Source organism: Microbacterium sp. MYb72, from assembly GCF_002979415.1.
In the GTDB taxonomy this organism is placed as follows: Bacteria; Actinomycetota; Actinomycetes; order Actinomycetales; family Microbacteriaceae; genus Microbacterium; species Microbacterium natoriense.
The window spans coordinates 71855-91078 of the sequence record NZ_PCOT01000016.1 but is presented as its reverse complement, the minus strand read 5'-3'; the positions used below and the strand labels follow the sequence as shown (position 1 = coordinate 91078).

Sequence of the window (19224 nt, the reverse complement as noted above, 5' to 3'; positions counted from 1 at the left end):
TGATCCGCGTGCAGGGCGGCGTGAGGACGATGGCGGTGTCGGGCTGGCCGACCGGACCGACGGTGACCCACCGCATCTGCTCGTACCCGACGTCCTTGCGGACCTCGAATCCGAGCACGTCACGGTAGAAGGCGACGGATGCCTCGGCGTCCGTGTGCGGGAGGAAGCTGGCGTTGATGGTGATGTTCATGCCCACGACGCTACCGATCCCCTCGCTCCGACACTTCTCGATTCCTCGCGCGGCGACCGGCCGACGAGCTCCGAGAAGCGCGTGCTGAAGGTGCCCAGGGATTGGAACCCCACCTCGAAGCACACCTCGGTCACGCTGAGGTCGCCCCGTCGGAGCAGAGCCATCGCGCGCTCGATCCGACGCGTCATCAGGTAGGCGTACGGTGACTCCCCGTAGGTCTCGCGGAATTTGCGGCTGAGGTGCCCCGCCGACATGTGCACGCCGGCGGCGAGGGCCGGGACGTCGAGCGGCCTGGCGTACTCGCGATCGATCCGGTCGCGCACGCGTCGCATGGCCGAGAGCTCGCGCAGCCGGGCATCGTCGACAGGGGTCACGTTCCGATACTGCCATGTCGTCGGATCACGGCCTATGACCGTGTGCAACGCCCCGCCGTCGCGCGTCCCCGCGCGCGGAACGGTCAGCGCTACAGTGTTGGGCATCCCTCACAGGATCTTCCCAGAAAGGATCCACATCATGTCCGAATCTCTCGTCGCAGACGCCAAATCCGCCTTCAAGGCCATCCGCGTCTCCCTGGCCGTCTCCGGTGTGCTGTCGCTCATCGCCGGCATCGTGCTCCTGGTCTGGCCCGTCAAGTCGGCCGTCATCGTCACCGGCATCTTCGCCACCTACCTGATCATCGCGGGCGTCGTCTACGTCGGCCTCGGGATCTTCTCGAAGGCGAAGGGCGGCTGGGCCCGCGTCGGCCACATCCTGCTCGGTCTCCTCTACGTCGTCGCCGGCGTCATCGCGTTCGCGAACCTCAAGGAGGCGGCGCTCACGCTCGCCCTCATCACCGTCATCTTCATCGGCGTCAGCTGGCTGTTCGACGGCATCGTGTCCCTGACGCTGCTCGGCAGCGACGGATCACGCGTCTGGACCCTGCTGTACGCGATCCTCAGCATCGTCGCCGGCGTCTACGTGCTCTTCAACGTGCTTGCCGCCGGTCTCGTGCTGTGGGTGTTCCTCGGCGTCTCGCTCGTCGTGCTCGGCCTGGTGCAGATCATCCGCGCCTTCACCCTCGGTCGCGATGCGAAGATCGTCACGCAGGCGGTCGCGGGCGAGTAGTCACGCCCCTCACGCAGAAGCGGCCCCGTCCTTCGAGGACGGGGCCGCTTCTTTGCGTGAGCAGACGGTTACTCGGCGGCGAATCCGCTGATGTCGCCGACCAGACGGGTGTTGTCCGCCGGGACGGGATCGATCGCGGCCTGGGCCACCTCCGCGGCGAACTCCGAGACGTTGTAGAGCTTGCCCGCCGACTCGCGGCGCTCGGAGATGGCACCGGGGTTCGCACGCTCGAGGAGCGTGGCGGTGATGGTGCCCTCGATCATGTCGCCCGAGACGACGGTGAAGCCGATGCCCTTCTCGGCGAGCCCGGGGATGAGCTCACGGAGCGCGTCCTCTCCTGCGCGCTTCGAGAGCGCGACCGGGAGGTACTCCGGCATCGTGGGAGTGGTGCGGATGAAGTGCGCCTGGTGGCTGGTCACGAACACGACGCGCGCGCCGTCGCCCAGGAGGGGTGTCGCGGCGTTCAGGACGTTGAGCTGCGCGTCGCGGTTGAGGGTGAGCGCGTAGTCCTCGGCCATGCCGGACTCCATGCCGCCGGAGGCGTTGAGAACGAGGACGTCGAGGCGTCCGAACTCGGACTGCACCTGGTCGAACATCGCGGAGACGGATGCCGGGTCGGTCAGGTCGGCGCCGACCACGAGCACCCGACGACCGAGCGCGCGCAGCTCGTTCGCGAGCTTCTCGGCACGCGGCGCCTTGTTGCGGAAGTTGATGACGACGTCGGCTCCGGCCTCGGCGAAGTAGCGCACGGTGTCGGCGCCGATGCCCCGCGATGAGCCGGTGACAAGGGCGACCTTGCCATCGAGGGAACCTGCGGGAAGAACGTCGGTCACGGTGACTCCTCATGATGCGTGAACGCCGCGATGACGCGGCTCTCTCACATTACCAACTGCCCTCCGTCGCGCCGTGCCGCGGCGTCGGCCGCGTGATAGGTTGACCGAAAAGGAGGCCGCATGAACGAATTCTCCGTCTTCATCGACCTGATCGAGAACTGGGCGTGGGTCGGCTGGATCATCCTGATCGCCGTATTCCTCGTCATCGAGATGCTCTCGCTCGACTTCACCTTCCTCATGCTCAGCCTGGGCAGCGCCGTCGGGCTGGTGAGTGATCTCTTCGGCATCCCCGCCTGGGCGCAGGTGATCATCGCGATCGCTGCGACAGCGATCTTCATCCTCTTCCTCCGGCCGCCGCTCTTGAAGCGTCTCCATCGAGGTGAAGACCCCACGAAGTCGAACGTCGATGCTCTCATCGATCTGCGGGGTCTCGCCCTGCAGGAGGTGACGCAGATCTCGGGCCAGGTCAAGCTCAGCAATGGTGACACCTGGACCGCCCGCACGTTCGCGCCGATCGCCATCCCGGAGGGCGCGAGGATCGCGGTCACCGAGATCAACGGCGCCACCGCCATCGTCCGTCCCGTCAACGACTAGGAGCCTCCGTGGACGACACATCGTTCATTCCGACCGCGATCCTCTGGATCGTGATCATCGCACTGATCATCTTCCTGATCGTCACCCTCGCTCGATCCATCCGCATCATCCCGCAAGCCACGGCCGGCGTCGTGGAGCGACTGGGCAAGTATCACAAGACGCTCATGCCCGGCCTCAACCTCCTGGTTCCGTTCATCGACCGGCTCCGTCCGCTCATCGACATGCGCGAGCAGGTCGTCTCGTTCCCTCCGCAGCCGGTGATCACCGAAGACAACCTGGTCGTCTCGATCGACACGGTCGTGTACTTCCAGGTGACGGATGCCCGGGCCGCGACCTATGAGATCGCGAACTACCTCGGCGCGGTCGAGCAGCTCACGACCACGACGCTCCGCAACGTGGTCGGTGGCCTGAACCTCGAGGAGGCGCTGACCAGCCGTGACAACATCAACGGCCAGCTCCGCGTCGTCCTCGACGAAGCCACCGGCAAGTGGGGCATCCGCGTCGGTCGCGTCGAGCTGAAGGCGATCGACCCGCCCCTCTCCATCCAGGACTCGATGGAGAAGCAGATGCGCGCGGAGCGTGACCGTCGCGCCGCGATCCTGACCGCCGAGGGTTCCAAGCAGTCGCAGATCCTCGAGGCCGAGGGTCAGCGGCAGGCCGCGATCCTCCAGGCCGAGGGTGACAAGCAGGCCGCCGTGCTCCGTGCACAGGGTGAGGCCGAGGCGATCCAGAACGTGTTCACGGCGATCCACCAGGGGCAGCCGGACGACAAGCTCCTCGCCTACCAGTACCTGCAGATGCTCCCGAAGATCAGCGAGGGCCAGTCGAACAAGCTCTGGATCATCCCGAGCGAGCTCACCGAGGCCCTGAAGGGCATCGGCAGCGCGTTCACGCCCAAGCCCGGCCAGCCGCCGACGAACTTCCCGGGCGCGTGACCCACCCGTACTTCGAGAAGGCACGGCATCCCCGAGTCCTCGCCCATCGCGGCCTCATCACCGCGGCGGGCGAGGACTCCGGTGTCTGGGAGAACACCGCCGCCGCCTTCGCCGCCGCCCACGCCGCCGGGGTGGAGTACATCGAGACGGACTGCCACGTCACCGCGTCCGGTGAGGTGGTGCTGTTCCACGACCCGACCCTGACGCGCCTCACCGGTGACGATCGTGCGATATCCACCGTGACCACCCGCGAGTTGCGCCGGCTCTTCGCCGACCACGGCGGTCTCCTGACCGTGGAAGAGGCGCTGAGCACGTTCCCGGGCATCCGCTTCAACATCGACGTGAAGACAGATGCCGCCGCCGACCCGCTCGGACCGATCCTCGCGCCTCACGCCGATCGCGTGCTCGTCACGAGCTTCTCGGACGCCCGTCGGCGCAGGGCCGTCGCGGCCGTCCTCAGGTCCGGCTCGAGCATCCGACCGGCGACGTCGGCCGGCAGCGGCACGATCGCGTCGCTTCTCGCCCTGTCGACTCTCCGCCTCCCCCCCGCGAAGGTCCTCCAGGAGATCGATGCCGTGCAGATCCCGGAGAAGCAGGCCGGTCTGAGGGTGTTGAGCCCGGCGCTGATCAGGGCGGCGCATCGCCACGGCGTGGAGGTGCACGTATGGACGATCAACGAGCCCGATGACATGACCCGCATCGTCGCCCTCGGCGCCGACGGCGTCGTCTCGGACCGCGCCGGCGTGGCGCTTCGGGTTCTCGCGCCCGAATAGCCTTCTGCGCTGGGATTCGGCTGTGAATCCTGAGCAGAAGGCGTCCGCTCGGATGAAGCGCACAGGCTGGAGCGTTATACCTGACAGCGACGAGAGGACCACACAATGGCAGATCGCAGCCTACGCGGCATCCGACTCGGCGCCCAGAGCCTACAGAGCGAAGAGGGCGTCGTTTTCATGGAGCGCCGTGAGACCACCTACACCTGTGACACCTGCGGCCACGTGACGAACCTGATGTTCGCGGCCGATGCAGAGCCGCCGCAGACCTGGGAATGCCGCTCCTGCGGCGCGGAGGCCCGCCTGAACGTCGACGGCCAGGCCGTCACGCTCGAGGCCACCGATGAGAAGGCCGCGCGCACGCACTGGGACATGCTCCTGGAGCGACGGACGCGGGCAGAGCTCGAGGAGCTCCTCGAGGAGCGTCTCGCGTACATCCGCGGCCGCCGCGGCGCCGGCGAAGACCCGACGCGTCAGAAGATCGGCGCCTGAGAGCGCCGGGCGCGCCACCACCCGACCACGAGCGCGCCCAGTCCGCCCCAGAGCAGCAGCTGCTGCAGCCAGGGGCCCACGACCACTCCCCCAGTGAGGCCGGTGCGGAGCTCGACATCCTCGAGCATCGCGCCGGCCTCATCCGCGTCCAGGCTCGTGACCGTCGACCCGTCGGCCCTGATGATCTGGCTCGTTCCGACGGTCGAGACGTTGACCACGCTGCGCCCCGTCTCGATCGCCCTCATGCGTGCGAAGGCGAGCTGCTGCAGGTTCTCGTCGGTGCCCCGGAAGTCGGCGTTGTTCGTCTGGAACACGAGCACCTGTGCGCCGTCCTGCACGCCCTCGTGGATCAGGTCGTCGTAGATGACGTCGAAGCAGATCGCCAGTCCCACCTTGACGCCGTCGATGTCGACGATCGGCGGATTCGTGCCCGGCGTGTATTCGCGACCGATCAGTCCGATCAGGTCGGGGACGATCGCGTTGTAGAAGGCCCGGTCAGGGACGTACTCCCCGAACGGCACGGGATGGCGCTTGTCGTGGATCTGGTCAGCGCTCCCCTCCGACGTCCAGAGCATGGAGGTGTTGTAGAACAGATCGCCGCGCCCCGTGGCGGCATTCGCGAGAAGAGGTGCACCGATGCGCGCGCTCACGTAGGACATCCTTCGCGCGAGGGCGCCGTACTCGAACGGATCGGCGTCGAGAGACCCCTCGGGCCAGACGAGCAGGTCGACGTCCTCGCCGTACAGCGGCTCGGTGGCGGCGGTCTGCGCGTCGATCACCGCAAAGGGCTCCCGGTCGTCGAAGTACCCGGTGGGCCCGTTTCCCTGCACCGCGGCGATCCGCATCGAGCCGCTGGGGGCCGTCGGGAAGAGCGGAGTAAACAGGAGCACGAGCACGAGCGCCGCGGGGACGACCAAACGGAGCGGCCTGTTCCAGAGCCGGAGCCTCACCGCCTCGATGAGCATCGCGACGAGAAGCACCATCAGGAAGCTGAGGCCGCTGACTCCCACCCACGAGCTCACGGGGGCCAGCGGGCTCTCGGCCTGACTCATGCCGAGACGCGCCCAGGGGAAACCCCCGTACGGCCAGTTACCGAGGAAGAGCTCTCGCCCTACCCAGAGCGCTGCGACGACGGAGGGCAGCAGAACCAGGCGCGCGGTGGGCCCGGAGAACGCCTGAGGAAGCCACCGGTAGGCCAGGGCGAGCGGAACGATCGCGAGGGCCGTGAGACCGCCCTCGACGACGCTGAGAGCGCCCCAGGGGATCGGTCCGAGGTAGCGCGAGGTCCAGGACACGAGAAGCGCGAAGAACAGGATGCCGTATACGAGACCGACAAGGAGTGCTCCCCCCGCGCGCCGACCGATCACGCTGAGCAGCAGCAGCGCCGTGGCGGGAAAGGCGAGGATCCACACCGCGGCCCCGGGATACGAGAGGTGCATGAGCACCGCGGCACCGGCCGCCGAGAGGACAGCAGCCCAGAGCGGGAGCAGAGGGCGCGGCCGCGCCGGAGAATCGGACATCACGTCCTATTCTCACATCGACGAATATGCGACGATGCCGCGGCGCACGCCGTCGAGGGCTGCGCGGGCGTTGCGCGCGAGCGCGGCATCCTCTGCGACGATCGACAGCTGATCGAGCAGGTCGATCGTCTGCTTCGCCCAGCGCACGAAGTCACCGGCGGCCATGTCGGCGTCGATCAGCACGCGGTCGAGCATCCCTCCGCGCGCCCAGGAGTGCATCGCTCCGGCGAGTCCCGGCGCCAGCGGCTCGGAGCCGGGAAGGTGGTGGTCCTTCTCCAGGTCGTCGAGCTCGGCCCACAGCGTGGTCGTCTTCTCGTAGGCGACCCGGAAGGCGCCCCGAGGGAGGTCGCGCTCCCCCGAGTTCGCCTCGTCGCGACGGGGTTCGTAGACGAGGCAGCACGCCATGGCGGCGAGTGAGGGGGCGTCGAGTCCCGACCACAGGCCCTGGCGGAGCGACTCGGCGACGAGGAGATCGCGCTCACCGTAGATGCGGCGCATCGTCCGACCGGCATCCGTCAGCGTCGTCTCCCCCGCGGCGTCGACCGTCAGGTAGTCGAGAGTCTCGAGGACCTCGACGACCCTGTCGAACACGCGCGCGACGGTGCCCGTGCGGGTCTCGATCTGGCGGCGGATACGGTCGGTCTGGCGCTTGAGCTTCCAGTAGCGCTCCGCCCAGCGCGCGTGCGCCTCCCGATCAGGACACCTGTGGCATCCGTGCCGCTGCATCTGCCCGCGGAGGGACTGGATGCGCTTCATCCGCTTCTCCCGTGCGCCTCGCGGGGCGTGGGAGTCCTGACGGTTCTTCTTCTCGAGGTCGCTGAGTTCGCGGCGGATCGCGGCGTACTCGGTGAAGTCACCGTGATCGCAGGCCATCGACTTCTGGTACCCGGCCAGCGACTCCTCGGCCTCGCGCACCTGTCTCGCCAGCCCGACCACCGAGCGATCCGCCTGGAACTGCGCGAACGACGATTCCAGGATCTGGCGCGCGCGGGTCTTCCCGAACAGATCGATCAGGTTGACGGCCATGTTGTACGTCGGGCGGAAGCTGGAGTTGAGCGGATAGGTCCGTCGCGAGGCGAGAGCAGCGACAGCCTGCGGATCCATGCCCTCGGTCCACTGCACGACCGCATGGCCCTCGACATCGATCCCCCGTCGGCCGGCGCGACCGGTGAGCTGGGTGTACTCGCCCGACGTGATGGCGACACGGGCCTCGCCGTTGAACTTCTCCATCTTCTCGAGCACGACCGTGCGCGCCGGCATGTTGATGCCGAGCGCCAGCGTCTCCGTCGCGAACACGACCCTGACGAGCTTGCGCTGGAAGAGCTCCTCGACGACCTCCTTGAACGCGGGTAGCAGGCCGGCATGGTGAGCGGCGACACCGCGTTCGAGGTTGTCCAGCCACTCCCAGTAGCCGAGCACACCGAGATCCTCGTCCTGCAGGGTCCGCGTGCGCTCCTCGACGATAGCCCTGATCTCTGCGCGCTCCTCCGTGGTCGTCAGTCGCACGCCGGAGCGGCGGACCTGCTGCACGGCGGCATCGCATCCGACGCGACTGAAGATGAAGAAGATCGCCGGAAGCAGGTTCGCGCGATCCAAGAGGTGCACGACCTCGGGCCGGTCCATGCGCTCGATGCGCCGCGCGTTGGGTCGGCTCCCGCCGCGTTGCGGACGCTGGGCGTTCCGCCCGGCGTGCCGGTTGCTGTTGTACGCCTGCGCGCGGCGGTTGTTCTCGTAGTTCGAGCCGGTGAAGGAGCGGATGCGCATGAGCTCCTGGTTCACCGTGGTCGTGGCGAGGCCGGCCCGCTCATCGAACAGCGGCAGCAGGTCGTCGCGCACGAGGACGTGCTGCTCGAGAGGGACCGGACGGATCTCCGACACGATGACCTCGGTGTCGCCGCGCACGGTGTCGAGCCAGTCGCCGAACTCCTCGGCGTTCGACACGGTCGCGCTGAGGGAGACGAGGCGGACGTGCTGAGGGAGGTGGATGATCACCTCTTCCCACACCGCACCGCGGAATCGGTCGGCGAGGTAGTGCACCTCGTCCATGATCACGTAGCGCAGGTCGCGCAGCGCGGGTGAGTCGGCGTAGATCATGTTGCGCAGCACCTCGGTCGTCATGACGACGATGCGCGCGTTGCCGTTGATGTTCGTGTCGCCGGTGAGGAGGCCGACCTGGTCCGCGCCGTACACATCGACGAGCTCGCGGAACTTCTGGTTCGACAGCGCCTTCATCGGCGTCGTGTAGAACGCCTTGTCTCCGGGGGTCTGCATCGCCAGGTGGATGGCGAACTCCCCCACGATGGTCTTCCCCGCCCCGGTCGGCGCAGCGACGAGCACGCTGCGGCCCTGCTCCAGGGCATGGCATCCGGCGACCTGGAACGGATCGAGATCGAAGCGCTGCTTCGCTGCGAACGCACGGGTCTCCGGATGCTCCGATGCGTCGCGTGCCGCGGCGTAGCGGTCGGAAGGAGACGTCATGCGGCGTCGGGCAGCAGACCGGCCGCCTTGTCGCGCTTGCGCTTGCGGCGGTCGAACAGGACGGAGACGAATGCCGCCGCGAAGTACAGGAGCACGAGGATCCCCGCCAGCATGAGCATGCTCACGATGTCGGCCGCCGGCGTCGCGAGGGCGCCGAAGACCGCGGCCACCAGGACCGCGATGCGCCAGCCTTTGAGGATGTCCCGACCGGTCATCACGCCGGCGAGGTTCAACGCCACGAGGAACACCGGCAGGACGAAGGAGACGCCGACGACGATCATCAGCTTGAACACGAAGTCGTAGAACGTCGACGCCTCGTAGAGGTTGTTTCCGCCCTCAGGGGTGAACCCGGCCATCAGCTCGATCACGTGCGGGACGACGAGCGTGCCGACGTAGCAGCCGGCGAAGAAGAGCGGAATCGCCGCGCCGACGAATCCGACCGTATAGCGGATCTCCTTCTTCGTGAGCCCAGGCATGATGAACGCCCAGATCTGCCAGAGCCAGACGGGAGCAGAGAGGAAGAGCCCGATCGAGAACGCGATCCGCATGCGGAGATCGAACGGGCTGGTCACCGAGGAGAATGTCAGCGCCACGATCTGGTCGCCGCGCTCTTCGGCGATCTTGCGTACAGGCTCGGTGATGAAATGGATGATGGGGTCGGTCACGAGGAACGCGACCACCATGCCGAGGACCAGCGCGATGGCAGCGATGATCAACCGCTTGCGCAGCTCAACGAGATGCGCGCCGAGCGACATGCGGCGTTCGGCGCGCCCGTCGCTCTCAGCCTGCGCGGCCGATTCGATGGCGGCCACGAAGGTCAGCTGACGCGATCGGGCCCGGCTACAGTGCCGCTGTCGGAGGCCGTCGTGCCGCTGTTCTTCGGCGCTTCAGTGGAATCCGCCTGCCCCGCGGGCGCGTCTTCCTCGCGCATGGCCTTCATCTCGCCCTTGAAGACGCGGGCAGACTGCCCCATGCTCTTCGCGAGTGCCGGGAGCTTTGCAGCCCCGAACAACAGCAGCACGATGACGACAAGTGCCAACAGGTGCCAACCGGTCAAGCCAGCCATGGGGAACTCCTTAAGTCGGGGTTAACTGAGTCTAACGGGCAAAGCCGTCGGCAGGTTGGTGATAGAGCGCGAGTCCTGCGGCGGCCCACTCTCGGGTCGCACAGCGCGCGACCCCCGGATCGATCACTTCGAGCGCTCCCCCGAACCGCGCGGCGAGTCTCTTGATGCTGCGCGGGTCTGCGAGATGCAGCTGCGCGGTGACGAGTCCGGCGTCCGCGACGACGTTGTCGGCCGACAGGAACGCGCCGAGGAGCGGGGCGACGCGCTCGGGCACGCGTACGGTCACCTCTCCCTCGTCCGCCGCCGTGGAGAAGGCCTCGGGAAGGTGATCTCCCCCGTGCGTGATCGGGATGTCCGTCAGGTGCGGGTCGCTCACCCTGTCGAGGTGGAACGTGCGCATCGCCTGACGCAGATGGCACCAGCCCTGCAGGTACCACTGCGCGTTGGTGATCAGGATCTGCACGGGGTCGACCGTGCGCGTCGTGGGGGTGGCATCCGGCGCCTGGTAGGTGAACGAGACGGCCACGCCGTCCTGCACACCGCGGGCGACGACTTCGCGCACCTCGTCGACCGCGCTCGGCGCCACGACGACCTCGGCCGGAGCATCCGCCGCACCGCGGGAGAGCTTGGAGATGAGCCCCTTCACCAGGCCGGTGTCGGACACCGCCGGCACGGCGGCGACCATCTGCAGACCCGCCAGCAGTGCTGCGGCCTCGCGGGCGGTGAACCGCGGCACGCGACGGAGTGCGACGTCGTTGGTGATCTCGATGATGTCCTCGTCGTCGAGGAGATCCCAGTTGATGTCGAACATCTCCTGCGGCTGCTGCCAGTACCCGGAGTCCCCGGGCAGGCCGATCACCGTGAGCTTCTCGACCATCGCGCGCATCTCGTCGCGGCCCACGCCGAACTCGGCTGCCGCCTCGTCGAGCGACACCTGACCGTGCTCCAGCAGGTAGGGGACGAGTGTGAGGTAGAGACGCACGCGCTCCGCAGCGAGGAGAGGCTTCGGCTGGGCGTTCATGCGCTCTTCTCCGAGTTGGCGTCGACGACCGCCTGCAGTCGTGCGATGACGGCGTCGCGGAGCGCGGCCGGCTCGACCACGCGCACCTCGGGGCCGTAGGACGCGAGCTCATCGGCGAGGATGTGCAGATCGACGAACGGCACGCGGATGCCCTGGGTCGCCGGACGAGCGCGGCGTCCCAGTCTCAGGGAGGCCTCCGTACCGGGGGTCACCTCGAGCAGAGCAGAGTTCCTCGCGGCGACCTCTTCGAGACCGGCCAGCGCCCGCTCCCCCGCACCCTCACGCAGCTCGGGGGCGAAGGATGTGTTCGTGAGCTTGACGGCGCCGACGATCCGGCTGAGCAAGAACATCCGATCGGCGTCCGCGTCGATGTCGATGCCGAAGACGTGCCACCTGGCCTCGTAGTCGACGAGCGCGAGGGGACGGATGCTGCGGCGTCGGGGCGCGTCCTCGCCGGGCTTGAGGTAGTCGAACGAGACGACCCTGCTCTTCTCGATGGCGTCCTGCAGCGGCGTGAACGCGGCGTCACGGGCCGTGATCCGCGGGGCGAATCCAATGATCGGCTCGTCGCCGTCGATGCCGAGCGCCCTGATCTTGCGCACGCCGGCCTGGGCGTCGCCCGACACGGACTCCGCGCTCCACACGCTCCCGGCGAGCTGCAGGACAGCGAGCTCGGCGGGAGTGAACTCGATGTCGCTCGGGAGATCGTACTCCGCCTGCGGGATGCGATAGCGGGCCTCGCGCAGATCGTTCGGGTCAGCGGCTTCGCCGATCGTCTCCACCGGTACGCCGAGCGTGCGCAGCTCGTCCTTGTCGCGCTCGAACATCTTCTCGAGGGCATCGGACCGCGCACCGGCATCCGCGCGCTGACGGTATCCGGAGACGTTGTCGAGGATCTGCTGCTTGGTGAGCCCGATGTCCGTCGCCATCAGGGCGACGACGAGGTTCGTCAGTCGCTCCTCTGCCGGGATGCGGGCGGCCATCACTTCCCCGCGGTCGTCACAGCGCCCAGGATGTCGACGACGTACGCCACGGCGCCTCCGCCGTTCGCAGCGGGGGTGACGACGAGGATCTGGGATCCGACCGGCTCGCCCACCAGTGCCTCCGCGACGGCCGGCGCCGAGGACGCCAGGTCGAGCATCGGGTTGGCGCCCCACGTGGTGTTGAGAACGGACTTGTCGTCCCAGTTGACCGCCGTGACGTTGACGACGGGCGTCTGCGTCTTCTCGAGCGGGTCGCCGTCGCCCTCGATGAGGGTCTGCACGACCTGCGAGGTGGGAGCCGCGGCGTCCGGGATGATCACGCCGGGGCGGCCGTCGGGGGCGCGCACGACGGTCGGGACGCCCCGGGCGTCGTTGAACTGGAGGGCGCCCTCTGCCCTGGAGCGGAACGTGTCGACGACGTCGATCACGAAGACGGGGTGGTCGTCGGCCTTGAGACCGAAGCTCGACAGCTGCTCGGCGCCGAAGTCCTTCGGGGTGAGCGAGGCGATCACACGGGAGCCGCCGGTGACGCACTCCAGCACCTTGGCGAGGCCGGGCACCTGACCGGACCACGTGTCGATGTTGGAGAGGTTGCCCGTGCTCTTGTCGTACGACGTCGCGTAGACGAGGTCGCCGGTGTTGCCGCTGAAGATCGACAGCTCGGCCGTCATCACCTGCTGGCCGTTGACGAGCGGCAGGCCCTTGCCGGTGATCGTGTCGGCGTACGTCGTCTTCGTGCCCTTGACCGGCGTGTAGACGGTGACCTTGGGCTCGGTTCCGAGGTCACCCTTCACGGTGACGGCGTCTTCGATGCCGGAGGAGTGCGTCGTCCGATCGCACGAGGCGCCGTTGAACGTCGGCGCCGACGAGCAACCGGTCAGGGCGAGGACGGCAAGGCTGAGAGTGGCCACAACGGCGGACGTTTTACGCACGCGCTCAAGTCTATTCCGTCGGCGCGTCCGATTCGCGCGATGTCGCGGCGAGGCGCGCGCCGTCCGCGGCTTTCGCGGCCTCACGTGCGCGCTTGCGGAGGTTCTTGTCGTTGATCTCCCTGTCGCCGACCGCGCCGGGCGTCCAGAGCTCGACGTCCTCGTCTCCGTAGCTGCTCTTCGACGCTCTGCGCTTCACCGACGGCGCCACAGCACCGGGTGCGAGGCGGCGAGCGGTCAGCAGGAAGCCTGTGTGGGCGACCATGCGGTGATCGGGGCGCACGGCGAGGCCCTCGACGTGCCAGCCGCGCACCATCGTCTCCGAGGCATCGGGATCAGTGAACAGCCCGGTCCCCCGGATGTACTCGGCGACGCGGGACAGCTGCGTCGCGGTGGCCACGTAGCAGAGCACCACGCCGCCGGGGGTCAGTGCGTCGGCAACGACATCCATGCACTCCCACGGGGCGAGCATGTCGAGCACGACGCGGTCGACGCTCCCCGCGGGGAACTGGACGGGGAGCTCCTCGGCCAGGTCGCCCACCACGACGTCCCAGGTCTGCGGGGTCTCGCCGAAGAAGGTCGTGACGTTGCCGCGTGCGACGTCGGCGAAGTCGTCGCGACGCTCGAAGGACACGAGTCGTCCGGCCGGTCCGATCGCACGCAGAAGGGAGAGCGACAGGGCGCCGGATCCGACCCCTGCCTCGACCACGACGGCACCGGGGAAGATGTCGGCCTGCATGACGATCTGCGCCGCATCCTTCGGGTACACGATCGCCGCGCCGCGCGGCATCGACATCGCGAAGTCGCGCAGAAGAGGGCGGAGCGCGAGGTAATCGTGCCCGGAACTGTTCGCCACGACCGAGCCGTCGGGCAGGCCGATCAGATCCCGGTGACGGAGGACACCCTGATGCGTGTGCAGCTCGCCGTCCTCTTTGAGGGTCACCGTGTGCAGGCGCCCCTTCGGCCCCGTCAGCTGCACGCGGTCGCCTTCGCGGAAAGGGCCGCTGGGGCGCTGTGCGCTGGAGAGGGTCATCGGGTGGCTCCTGTCAGGGACGTGATGCGGGTGAAGAGCTCGGAGAGGTCGGTCGCGCCGCGGTCGGCCAGTGTGGGCCAGAGCTCGTGTGCGCCGACCCCGTCGAGCGGGACGATGTGCGGCACCCCGAGGGCGACCGCCCCGGAGGCGATTCCGGCGCGCAGACCGGTCGGGGAATCCTCGATCACGACCGCATCGGCGATGTCGACGCCCAGGAGCGCCGCCGCCTGCAGATAGGGCTCGGGGTGCGGCTTGGCGTTGTCCACGTCGTCACCGGCGACGACGATGTCGAAGGCCTCGAAGTCGATGAGCTCGACGACGCTCAGAGCCATCCGCCGGAGCGACATGGTGACGAGGGCCGTCGGGATGCCGGCGTCGCGGAGGTCCTGGAGCAGCTCACGCGCTCCCGGGCGGAAGGGGACTCCCTGCGTGCGCAGAGACTCCTGCACGGCATCCGTGAGATGCGAGACGATCGCCTCTGCATCCATCTCGACCCCCGCGTTCTGAATGATGATCGCGCTGTCGATGAGGCCGCTGCCGACGAGCTGCAGAGCGTCCTCATGGGTCCAGGTGCCGCCGAACGACTCGATCAACGCCGTCTCCGCCGCCATCCAATACGGCTCGGTGTCGACGAGTGTTCCATCCATGTCCCAGAGGACTGCGCCCGGCTGTCTGCTCACCGGTCCATGTTAGCCGTGGCTCCGCCCGGGACCCGCCGCCTCGGACTAGCCTTGAGGGATACCCATCCACCGTCACGAAGGGAGCTCACGATGGATGTTCTCGGCTCGCGCATCATCATCGCCGCCTTCGACGGCTGGAACGACGCCGGCGAAGCAGCGAGCGGCGCCATCGCCGCACTCCGCGACATGACCGAGTACGACCTCGTGCACTCGATCGATCCCGAGCTCTACTTCGACTATCAGTACACGCGCCCCGCGACGAAGATGGATGCCGAGGGCAGGCGACAGCTCACGTGGCCCGAGGCGGGGCTCTGGCGCCCGCGCGATCCGGGCCCCGGACCGGAGTTCTGGCTCCTCACGGGTGTCGAGCCCGCCCGCACCTGGCAGGCCTTCGCCTCCGAGTTCATCGACGTCGCCCTGCGCGATGACGTCTCGGGTCTCGTCACGCTCGGGGCCATGCTCTCCGACGTCCCGCACACGCGGCCGATCTCGATCTTCGCGTCGAGTCAGAACGACGAGGTCCGCGAGGCGCACGGGCTCGAGCGTTCGCTGTACGAGGGGCCGGTCGGCATCCTCAGCGTGTTCGAGCACTTCGCCGAGAACGCCGGGATCCCCACCGCGAGCCTCTGGGCGAGCGTTCCGCACTACGTGGCGACGGCGACGCCCTCCCCCAAGGTCACGCTCGCGCTCCTAGATCGACTCGAAGAGCTCACCGGAGTCGACGTTCCCCGCGACCACCTGCGCACCGAGGCCGCCGCATGGGAGGCGTCGATCGATGCCGCCGCGGCCGACGACGAGGACATGACGGAGTACATCCGCCAGCTGGAGAGAACCCGCGACACCTGGGACTCCCCCGACGCCTCCGGCGACGCGATCGCGCAGGCTTTCGAGCGCTACCTGCGCCGCCGAGGCGACGGGCCGGGAGACCTCAAGCGCTGATCACGCCCGTTCCGAGCAGGATGAGCAGCGCGGTGCCGAGAAGGATGCGGTAGACCACGAACGGCATGAAGCTGCGCTTGGAGATCCAGTTCATGAAGAACGCGATCACACCGAGGGCGACGACGAACGCGATGCCGGTCGCCGCGAGCGTCTCCCCGAACGAGAAGTGCTGGTTCGGCTCGTCCCAGCTCTTGTAGACCTGGAAGAAGCCGCTGCCGAACACCGCAGGGATCGCGAGCAGGAACGCGTAACGAGCCGCCGCGGCGCGCTCGTACCCCAGGAAGAGTCCCATCGTGATGGTGCCGCCAGAGCGCGAGACTCCGGGGATGAGCGCAAGCGCCTGAGCGAAGCCGTAGGCGATGCCATGGGGGTAGGTCAGGTCGTTCAGAGTGCGCCGCTTGGCTCCGACGTAGTCGGCGATGCCGAGCAGGATGCCGAACACGATCAGCATGACAGCCACGATCCACAGAGATCGAAGCACGCTCTCGATCTGATCCTGGAACAGCAGTCCGAGGACGACGATCGGGACGCTGCCGATGATGATCAGCCAGCCCATGCGCGCATCCGGGTCGTTCCGCGGCACCTTGCCCGCGAGGGACTGGAACCATCGCGAGACGATGCGGACGATGTCCCGCCAGAAGAACACGACCACGGCCGCTTCCGTGCCGATCTGCGTGATGGCGGTGAACGCGGCGCCCGGGTCCTCCCCCGAGGGCAGGAAGCTGCCGACGATGCGCAGGTGGGCGCTGGACGAGATCGGCAGGAACTCGGTGAGTCCCTGCACGATGCCGAGGATGAGTGCTTCGAGCAGGTGCATGAAGGGCCTTCAGATCATGGATGCGCCGTACGGCGTCGGCTCAGTACGAGCGCAGCAGATCGGCCAGCACGCGCTGACCGAAGACAAGCGATTCTACGGGCACGCGCTCATCGACTCCGTGGAACATGCCTGTGAAGTCGAGATCGGCCGGGAGCCTGAGCGGGGCGAACCCGTACCCGGTGATGCCCAGATACGCGAGCGCCTTGTTGTCGGTCCCTGCACCCAGAAGATACGGGATGACGGGGACACCAGGGTCGTGCGCGCCGAGGCTCGCCACCATCGCGTCGACGAGGTCGCCCTCGAAGGCCGTCTCCATGCCGATGTCCTGCACCACGATCTCGATGGCGATCTCGTCGCCGACGATCTGCTGGAGCTGGGCGAGCACGTCGTCTTCGGTGCCGGGGATGACACGGACGTCGATCAGCGCCTCGGCCCGCTCCGGGATGACGTTGTGCTTGTATCCCGCCGTCAGCACGGTGGGATTGGTCGTGGTGCGGAAGGTCGAGCGCAGGAACGCCTCAGCGGGACCTGCGGCGGCGGCGAGGGCATCCGGATCCTCCACGGAGCGTCCGGTGAGCTCGCTGAGGCCCGCCAGGAGCGCTTCCGTCGTCGGGGTGAGCCTGATCGGCCAGCGGGTCCGCCCGATCGCCGATACAGCCTCTGCGAGCTTGGTGATCGCGTTGTCCTCATGCAGGCGGCTGCCGTGCCCCGCACGCCCCTTGGCGACGAGGCGGATCCAGATCAGCGCCTTCTCGCCGACCTGCAGCAGGTACGCCCGGTGGTCGTCGACCGTGATCGAGTAGCCGCCGACCTCGCTGATGGCCTCGGTCGCCCCAGCGAACCACTCCGGTCTGTTCTGCACGACGAGGGCCGAGCCCTCGACGCCGCCGTTCTCCTCGTCGGCGAAGAACGCGAGCACGAGGTCGCGCTCCGGCTGCTCTCCCGCGCGGAGGATGTCGGCGACGGCGGTGAGGATCATGGCGTTCATGTTCTTCATGTCCACGGCGCCACGGCCCCACAGCATGCCGTCCTTCACCACGCCGGCGAAGGGGTCGACGGTCCAGTCCTCGGCCATCGCGGGGACCACGTCGAGATGCCCGTGCACGACGAGGGCGGGCTTGCTGGAGTCACGGCCAGGAACGCGTGCCATGACGTTCGTGCGCCTGTCGATCGGCTCGTAGTACTCGACATCGAGTCCGAGACCCTCCAGGTAGCGCCCGACGTACTCGGCCGCCTCACGCTCCCCCTTGGCGTTGCCGCCGCCGAAGTTCGAGGTGTCGAAGCGGATCAGATCGCTGGCGATGCGGACGACCTCGGGGAGCGACGGATCTGTCATGCGTTCAAGGCTATCGAACGGCTGAGGCGCGCCCGGGCGTCGCCGCCGGTTTCTGAGTCCCCCTCCGCTCGTGCTAATGTAAATCTTCGTTCGGCAACGAACATCCAACACCTGCGCGGGTGGCGGAATGGTAGACGCGCTACGTTGAGGTCGTAGTGCCCGTAAGGGCGTGGGGGTTCAAGTCCCCCTCCGCGCACAGAACGAAGAAGAGCCCCGATCCGGTTGGATCGGGGCTCTTCTTCTTTTCGTCGCGCGTGCGGATTCGTCGCGCGACGAAGTGCACGAGAACGATGCGGCCGGCGCCGGCGCGGTCTCAGACCGCGCCGACTCCGAACACCAGTCCGAGCACATAGGTGATGGCGGCGGCGCCGAAGCCGATCGCCAGCTGGCGCAGGGCGCGCCGCAGCGGCGGACCGCCTGACAGGATGCCGACCATCGCGCCCGTGGAGAGCAGCGCCACGCCCACCAGGACCAGGGCCACGACGACGGCCGTCGTCCCCTGCAGGCCGAAGATCCACGGCAGCACGGGAATGATCGCTCCTGATGCGAACAGCAGGAAGCTCGAGATGGCGGCCGTCCAGTCGCTTCCCACGATCTCATGATCGTCTCCCTGGGTGCGCACGGGTCCGGTCGTCGTCCGCTGAACGCCCGCGCGGGCGGCGGCCACGATCCGATGTGCGCGCCGCAGGGCCTCCTCCTGCTCCATGCCACGGGCGCGGTACACGAGGGCGAGCTCGTTCTCGTCGATGTCGAGATCGCCGGCGGAGGCCGCGGCATCCTCATTCGCCTCCGTGGCGGCCAGCAGCTCGCGCTGCGAGCGCACCGACACGAACTCCCCCGCGCCCATCGAGAGGGCGCCGGCGAGCAGTCCCGCGATGCCGCTGAACAGCACGAAGCCGGAGCTGACTCCGGTCGCCCCGATGCCGAGCACGAGGGCGAGGTTGCTGACGAGACCGTCGTTCGCTCCGAACACCGCTGCGCGGAAGGAACCGGAGAGCCGTCTGCGTCCGCGCGCGGCGAGCCCTCTGACGACCTCGAAGTGCACCTTCTCGTCGGCGCGCATCGCCGGCGTCGCCCACTTCTCGGTGTCGTACGGCGATCGGGCCTCTGCGCTCTGCGCGAGGGCGAGGACGAAGATCGAGCCGAACCGCCCGGCCATCCAGCCGAGGGTGCGGGAGCGCAGACCGGCCTTCGGCAGACGTGCGGGTTCCGCGCCGAGCAGGTCGAGCCAGTGCTGCTCGTGTCGACGCTCGGCATCCGCGAGGCTGAGCAGGATCTCGCGCTCCTCACCGGTGCGTCTGGCGGCCAGCTTCTGGTACACGAGACCCTCGGCGCGCTCCTCCACGAGGTAGCGCGCCCAGCGGCGGCGGTCGGCGGTGGTGGGCTCTGCGGCAGCGGGGGCTGTCATGCTTTCCTCCAGGTCGGGACAACCGTTCCACGCTATCCGGGAGGGTGGCGGCAGCCCCTACTGAGGCGAGGATTGCCAGGATTTCGGGTTTCCGAA

21 protein-coding genes and 1 tRNA gene are annotated in these 19224 nt (G+C 68.1%); 7 read left to right on the top strand and 15 right to left on the bottom strand.

Going from position 1 to position 19224, the window contains the following annotated elements:
• Window positions 1–190: VOC family protein (locus CQ047_RS10770; RefSeq protein WP_181155907.1), on the bottom strand; the 190-nt coding region annotated here is incomplete at its 3' end.
• Window positions 187–522, bottom strand: a complete 336-nt coding sequence (locus tag CQ047_RS10765; RefSeq protein ID WP_105675073.1) for a helix-turn-helix transcriptional regulator — start codon at window positions 520–522, stop codon at window positions 187–189. The genes CQ047_RS10770 and CQ047_RS10765, both read right to left, overlap by 4 nt.
• A gap of 181 nt (window positions 523–703) precedes the next feature.
• On the opposite strand from CQ047_RS10765, the gene CQ047_RS10760 reads away from it, so the two are divergent.
• Window positions 704–1294 (top strand): HdeD family acid-resistance protein, encoded by a 591-nt coding sequence (locus CQ047_RS10760; RefSeq protein ID WP_105675057.1) that lies wholly within the window; start codon window positions 704–706, stop codon window positions 1292–1294.
• A 68-nt stretch (window positions 1295–1362) separates the two neighbouring features.
• Here CQ047_RS10760 and CQ047_RS10755 read toward each other — a convergent pair whose 3' ends face one another.
• Window positions 1363–2127, bottom strand: coding sequence for an SDR family oxidoreductase (locus tag CQ047_RS10755; RefSeq protein WP_105675055.1), 765 nt, complete (start codon window positions 2125–2127; stop codon window positions 1363–1365).
• Window positions 2128–2247: 120 nt separating this feature from the next.
• Between CQ047_RS10755 and CQ047_RS10750 the strand changes: the two genes are divergently transcribed.
• From CQ047_RS10750 to CQ047_RS10735, 4 genes are all read left to right on the top strand, one after another.
• Window positions 2248–2721: an NfeD family protein gene (locus tag CQ047_RS10750; protein WP_105675053.1), complete on the top strand. Its 474-nt coding sequence runs from the start codon at window positions 2248–2250 to the stop codon at window positions 2719–2721.
• Between the two features lie 8 nt (window positions 2722–2729).
• Window positions 2730–3656 (top strand): SPFH domain-containing protein, encoded by a 927-nt coding sequence (locus CQ047_RS10745; RefSeq protein WP_105675051.1) that lies wholly within the window; start codon window positions 2730–2732, stop codon window positions 3654–3656.
• On the top strand, window positions 3653–4429 hold the full coding sequence (locus CQ047_RS10740; RefSeq protein ID WP_105675049.1) for a glycerophosphodiester phosphodiesterase family protein: 777 nt from the start codon (window positions 3653–3655) through the stop codon (window positions 4427–4429). The genes CQ047_RS10745 and CQ047_RS10740 overlap by 4 nt, the downstream gene beginning before the upstream one ends.
• 105 nt (window positions 4430–4534) lie before the next feature.
• On the top strand, window positions 4535–4918 hold the full coding sequence (locus CQ047_RS10735; RefSeq protein WP_105675046.1) for an RNA polymerase-binding protein RbpA: 384 nt from the start codon (window positions 4535–4537) through the stop codon (window positions 4916–4918).
• On the opposite strand, the gene lnt is transcribed toward CQ047_RS10735, so the two are convergent.
• The 9 genes from lnt to CQ047_RS10690 all read right to left on the bottom strand — a co-directional run bounded on the left by lnt (window position 4900) and on the right by CQ047_RS10690 (window position 14628).
• Complete coding sequence (lnt, locus tag CQ047_RS10730; protein ID WP_105675044.1) at window positions 4900–6438, bottom strand: apolipoprotein N-acyltransferase; 1539 nt, start codon at window positions 6436–6438, stop codon at window positions 4900–4902. The two genes, CQ047_RS10735 and lnt, sit on opposite strands and share 19 nt — an antisense overlap.
• A gap of 12 nt (window positions 6439–6450) precedes the next feature.
• Window positions 6451–8916 carry an RNA helicase gene (locus CQ047_RS10725; protein ID WP_105675042.1) on the bottom strand — a complete coding sequence of 822 codons (2466 nt, stop codon included), beginning with the start codon at window positions 8914–8916 and terminating at the stop codon, window positions 6451–6453.
• Complete coding sequence (tatC, locus tag CQ047_RS10720) at window positions 8913–9671, bottom strand: twin-arginine translocase subunit TatC (RefSeq protein WP_105675071.1); 759 nt, start codon at window positions 9669–9671, stop codon at window positions 8913–8915. The genes CQ047_RS10725 and tatC overlap by 4 nt, the downstream gene beginning before the upstream one ends.
• 62 nt (window positions 9672–9733) lie before the next feature.
• Entirely contained in the window at window positions 9734–9982 is a 249-nt protein-coding gene (locus CQ047_RS10715; protein ID WP_105675040.1) for a twin-arginine translocase TatA/TatE family subunit, read from the bottom strand.
• 31 nt (window positions 9983–10013) lie between these two features.
• Entirely contained in the window at window positions 10014–11003 is a 990-nt protein-coding gene (locus tag CQ047_RS10710; protein WP_105675038.1) for a YafY family protein, read from the bottom strand.
• The gene (locus CQ047_RS10705) at window positions 11000–11986 is read right to left on the bottom strand and encodes a YafY family protein (protein WP_105675036.1); all 987 of its coding nucleotides are present in this window, start codon (window positions 11984–11986) and stop codon (window positions 11000–11002) included. The genes CQ047_RS10710 and CQ047_RS10705 overlap by 4 nt, the downstream gene beginning before the upstream one ends.
• The gene (locus CQ047_RS10700) at window positions 11986–12918 is read right to left on the bottom strand and encodes a hypothetical protein (protein WP_105675034.1); all 933 of its coding nucleotides are present in this window, start codon (window positions 12916–12918) and stop codon (window positions 11986–11988) included. Before CQ047_RS10700 ends, CQ047_RS10705 begins: the two co-directional genes overlap by 1 nt.
• Before the next feature lie 10 nt (window positions 12919–12928).
• On the bottom strand, window positions 12929–13948 hold the full coding sequence (locus tag CQ047_RS10695; protein WP_105675032.1) for a tRNA (adenine-N1)-methyltransferase: 1020 nt from the start codon (window positions 13946–13948) through the stop codon (window positions 12929–12931).
• Entirely contained in the window at window positions 13945–14628 is a 684-nt protein-coding gene (locus CQ047_RS10690) for an HAD family phosphatase (protein ID WP_341942177.1), read from the bottom strand. Before CQ047_RS10690 ends, CQ047_RS10695 begins: the two co-directional genes overlap by 4 nt.
• Before the next feature lie 90 nt (window positions 14629–14718).
• Between CQ047_RS10690 and CQ047_RS10685 the strand changes: the two genes are divergently transcribed.
• Window positions 14719–15567, top strand: coding sequence for a PAC2 family protein (locus tag CQ047_RS10685; RefSeq protein WP_105675028.1), 849 nt, complete (start codon window positions 14719–14721; stop codon window positions 15565–15567).
• Here the strand turns inward: CQ047_RS10685 and CQ047_RS10680 are convergent.
• Window positions 15557–16384: an undecaprenyl-diphosphate phosphatase gene (locus CQ047_RS10680; protein WP_105675026.1), complete on the bottom strand. Its 828-nt coding sequence runs from the start codon at window positions 16382–16384 to the stop codon at window positions 15557–15559. The two genes, CQ047_RS10685 and CQ047_RS10680, sit on opposite strands and share 11 nt — an antisense overlap.
• 40 nt (window positions 16385–16424) lie before the next feature.
• The gene (locus CQ047_RS10675; RefSeq protein ID WP_105675023.1) at window positions 16425–17720 is read right to left on the bottom strand and encodes a M20/M25/M40 family metallo-hydrolase; all 1296 of its coding nucleotides are present in this window, start codon (window positions 17718–17720) and stop codon (window positions 16425–16427) included.
• Window positions 17721–17833: 113 nt separating this feature from the next.
• Between CQ047_RS10675 and CQ047_RS10670 the strand changes: the two genes are divergently transcribed.
• Window positions 17834–17916, top strand: a tRNA-Leu gene (locus CQ047_RS10670).
• A 117-nt stretch (window positions 17917–18033) separates the two neighbouring features.
• On the opposite strand, the gene CQ047_RS10665 is transcribed toward CQ047_RS10670, so the two are convergent.
• Window positions 18034–19128 (bottom strand): VIT1/CCC1 family protein, encoded by a 1095-nt coding sequence (locus CQ047_RS10665; RefSeq protein WP_105675021.1) that lies wholly within the window; start codon window positions 19126–19128, stop codon window positions 18034–18036.
• Window positions 19129–19224 lie beyond the last annotated feature (96 nt).

Coding starts and splice junctions, on each gene's coding strand:
- CQ047_RS10765 (WP_105675073.1), bottom strand. CDS start 522: ATGCGACGCGTGCGCGACCGGATCGATCGCGAGTACGCCAGGCCGCTC.
- CQ047_RS10760 (WP_105675057.1), top strand. CDS start 704: ATGTCCGAATCTCTCGTCGCAGACGCCAAATCCGCCTTCAAGGCCATC.
- CQ047_RS10750 (WP_105675053.1), top strand. CDS start 2,248: ATGAACGAATTCTCCGTCTTCATCGACCTGATCGAGAACTGGGCGTGG.
- CQ047_RS10735 (WP_105675046.1), top strand. CDS start 4,535: ATGGCAGATCGCAGCCTACGCGGCATCCGACTCGGCGCCCAGAGCCTA.
- lnt (WP_105675044.1), bottom strand. CDS start 6,438: ATGTCCGATTCTCCGGCGCGGCCGCGCCCTCTGCTCCCGCTCTGGGCT.
- CQ047_RS10725 (WP_105675042.1), bottom strand. CDS start 8,916: ATGACGTCTCCTTCCGACCGCTACGCCGCGGCACGCGACGCATCGGAG.
- tatC (WP_105675071.1), bottom strand. CDS start 9,671: ATGTCGCTCGGCGCGCATCTCGTTGAGCTGCGCAAGCGGTTGATCATC.
- CQ047_RS10715 (WP_105675040.1), bottom strand. CDS start 9,982: ATGGCTGGCTTGACCGGTTGGCACCTGTTGGCACTTGTCGTCATCGTG.
- CQ047_RS10710 (WP_105675038.1), bottom strand. CDS start 11,003: ATGAACGCCCAGCCGAAGCCTCTCCTCGCTGCGGAGCGCGTGCGTCTC.
- CQ047_RS10705 (WP_105675036.1), bottom strand. CDS start 11,986: ATGGCCGCCCGCATCCCGGCAGAGGAGCGACTGACGAACCTCGTCGTC.
- CQ047_RS10695 (WP_105675032.1), bottom strand. CDS start 13,948: ATGACCCTCTCCAGCGCACAGCGCCCCAGCGGCCCTTTCCGCGAAGGC.
- CQ047_RS10685 (WP_105675028.1), top strand. CDS start 14,719: ATGGATGTTCTCGGCTCGCGCATCATCATCGCCGCCTTCGACGGCTGG.
- CQ047_RS10680 (WP_105675026.1), bottom strand. CDS start 16,384: ATGCACCTGCTCGAAGCACTCATCCTCGGCATCGTGCAGGGACTCACC.
- CQ047_RS10675 (WP_105675023.1), bottom strand. CDS start 17,720: ATGACAGATCCGTCGCTCCCCGAGGTCGTCCGCATCGCCAGCGATCTG.
- CQ047_RS10665 (WP_105675021.1), bottom strand. CDS start 19,128: ATGACAGCCCCCGCTGCCGCAGAGCCCACCACCGCCGACCGCCGCCGC.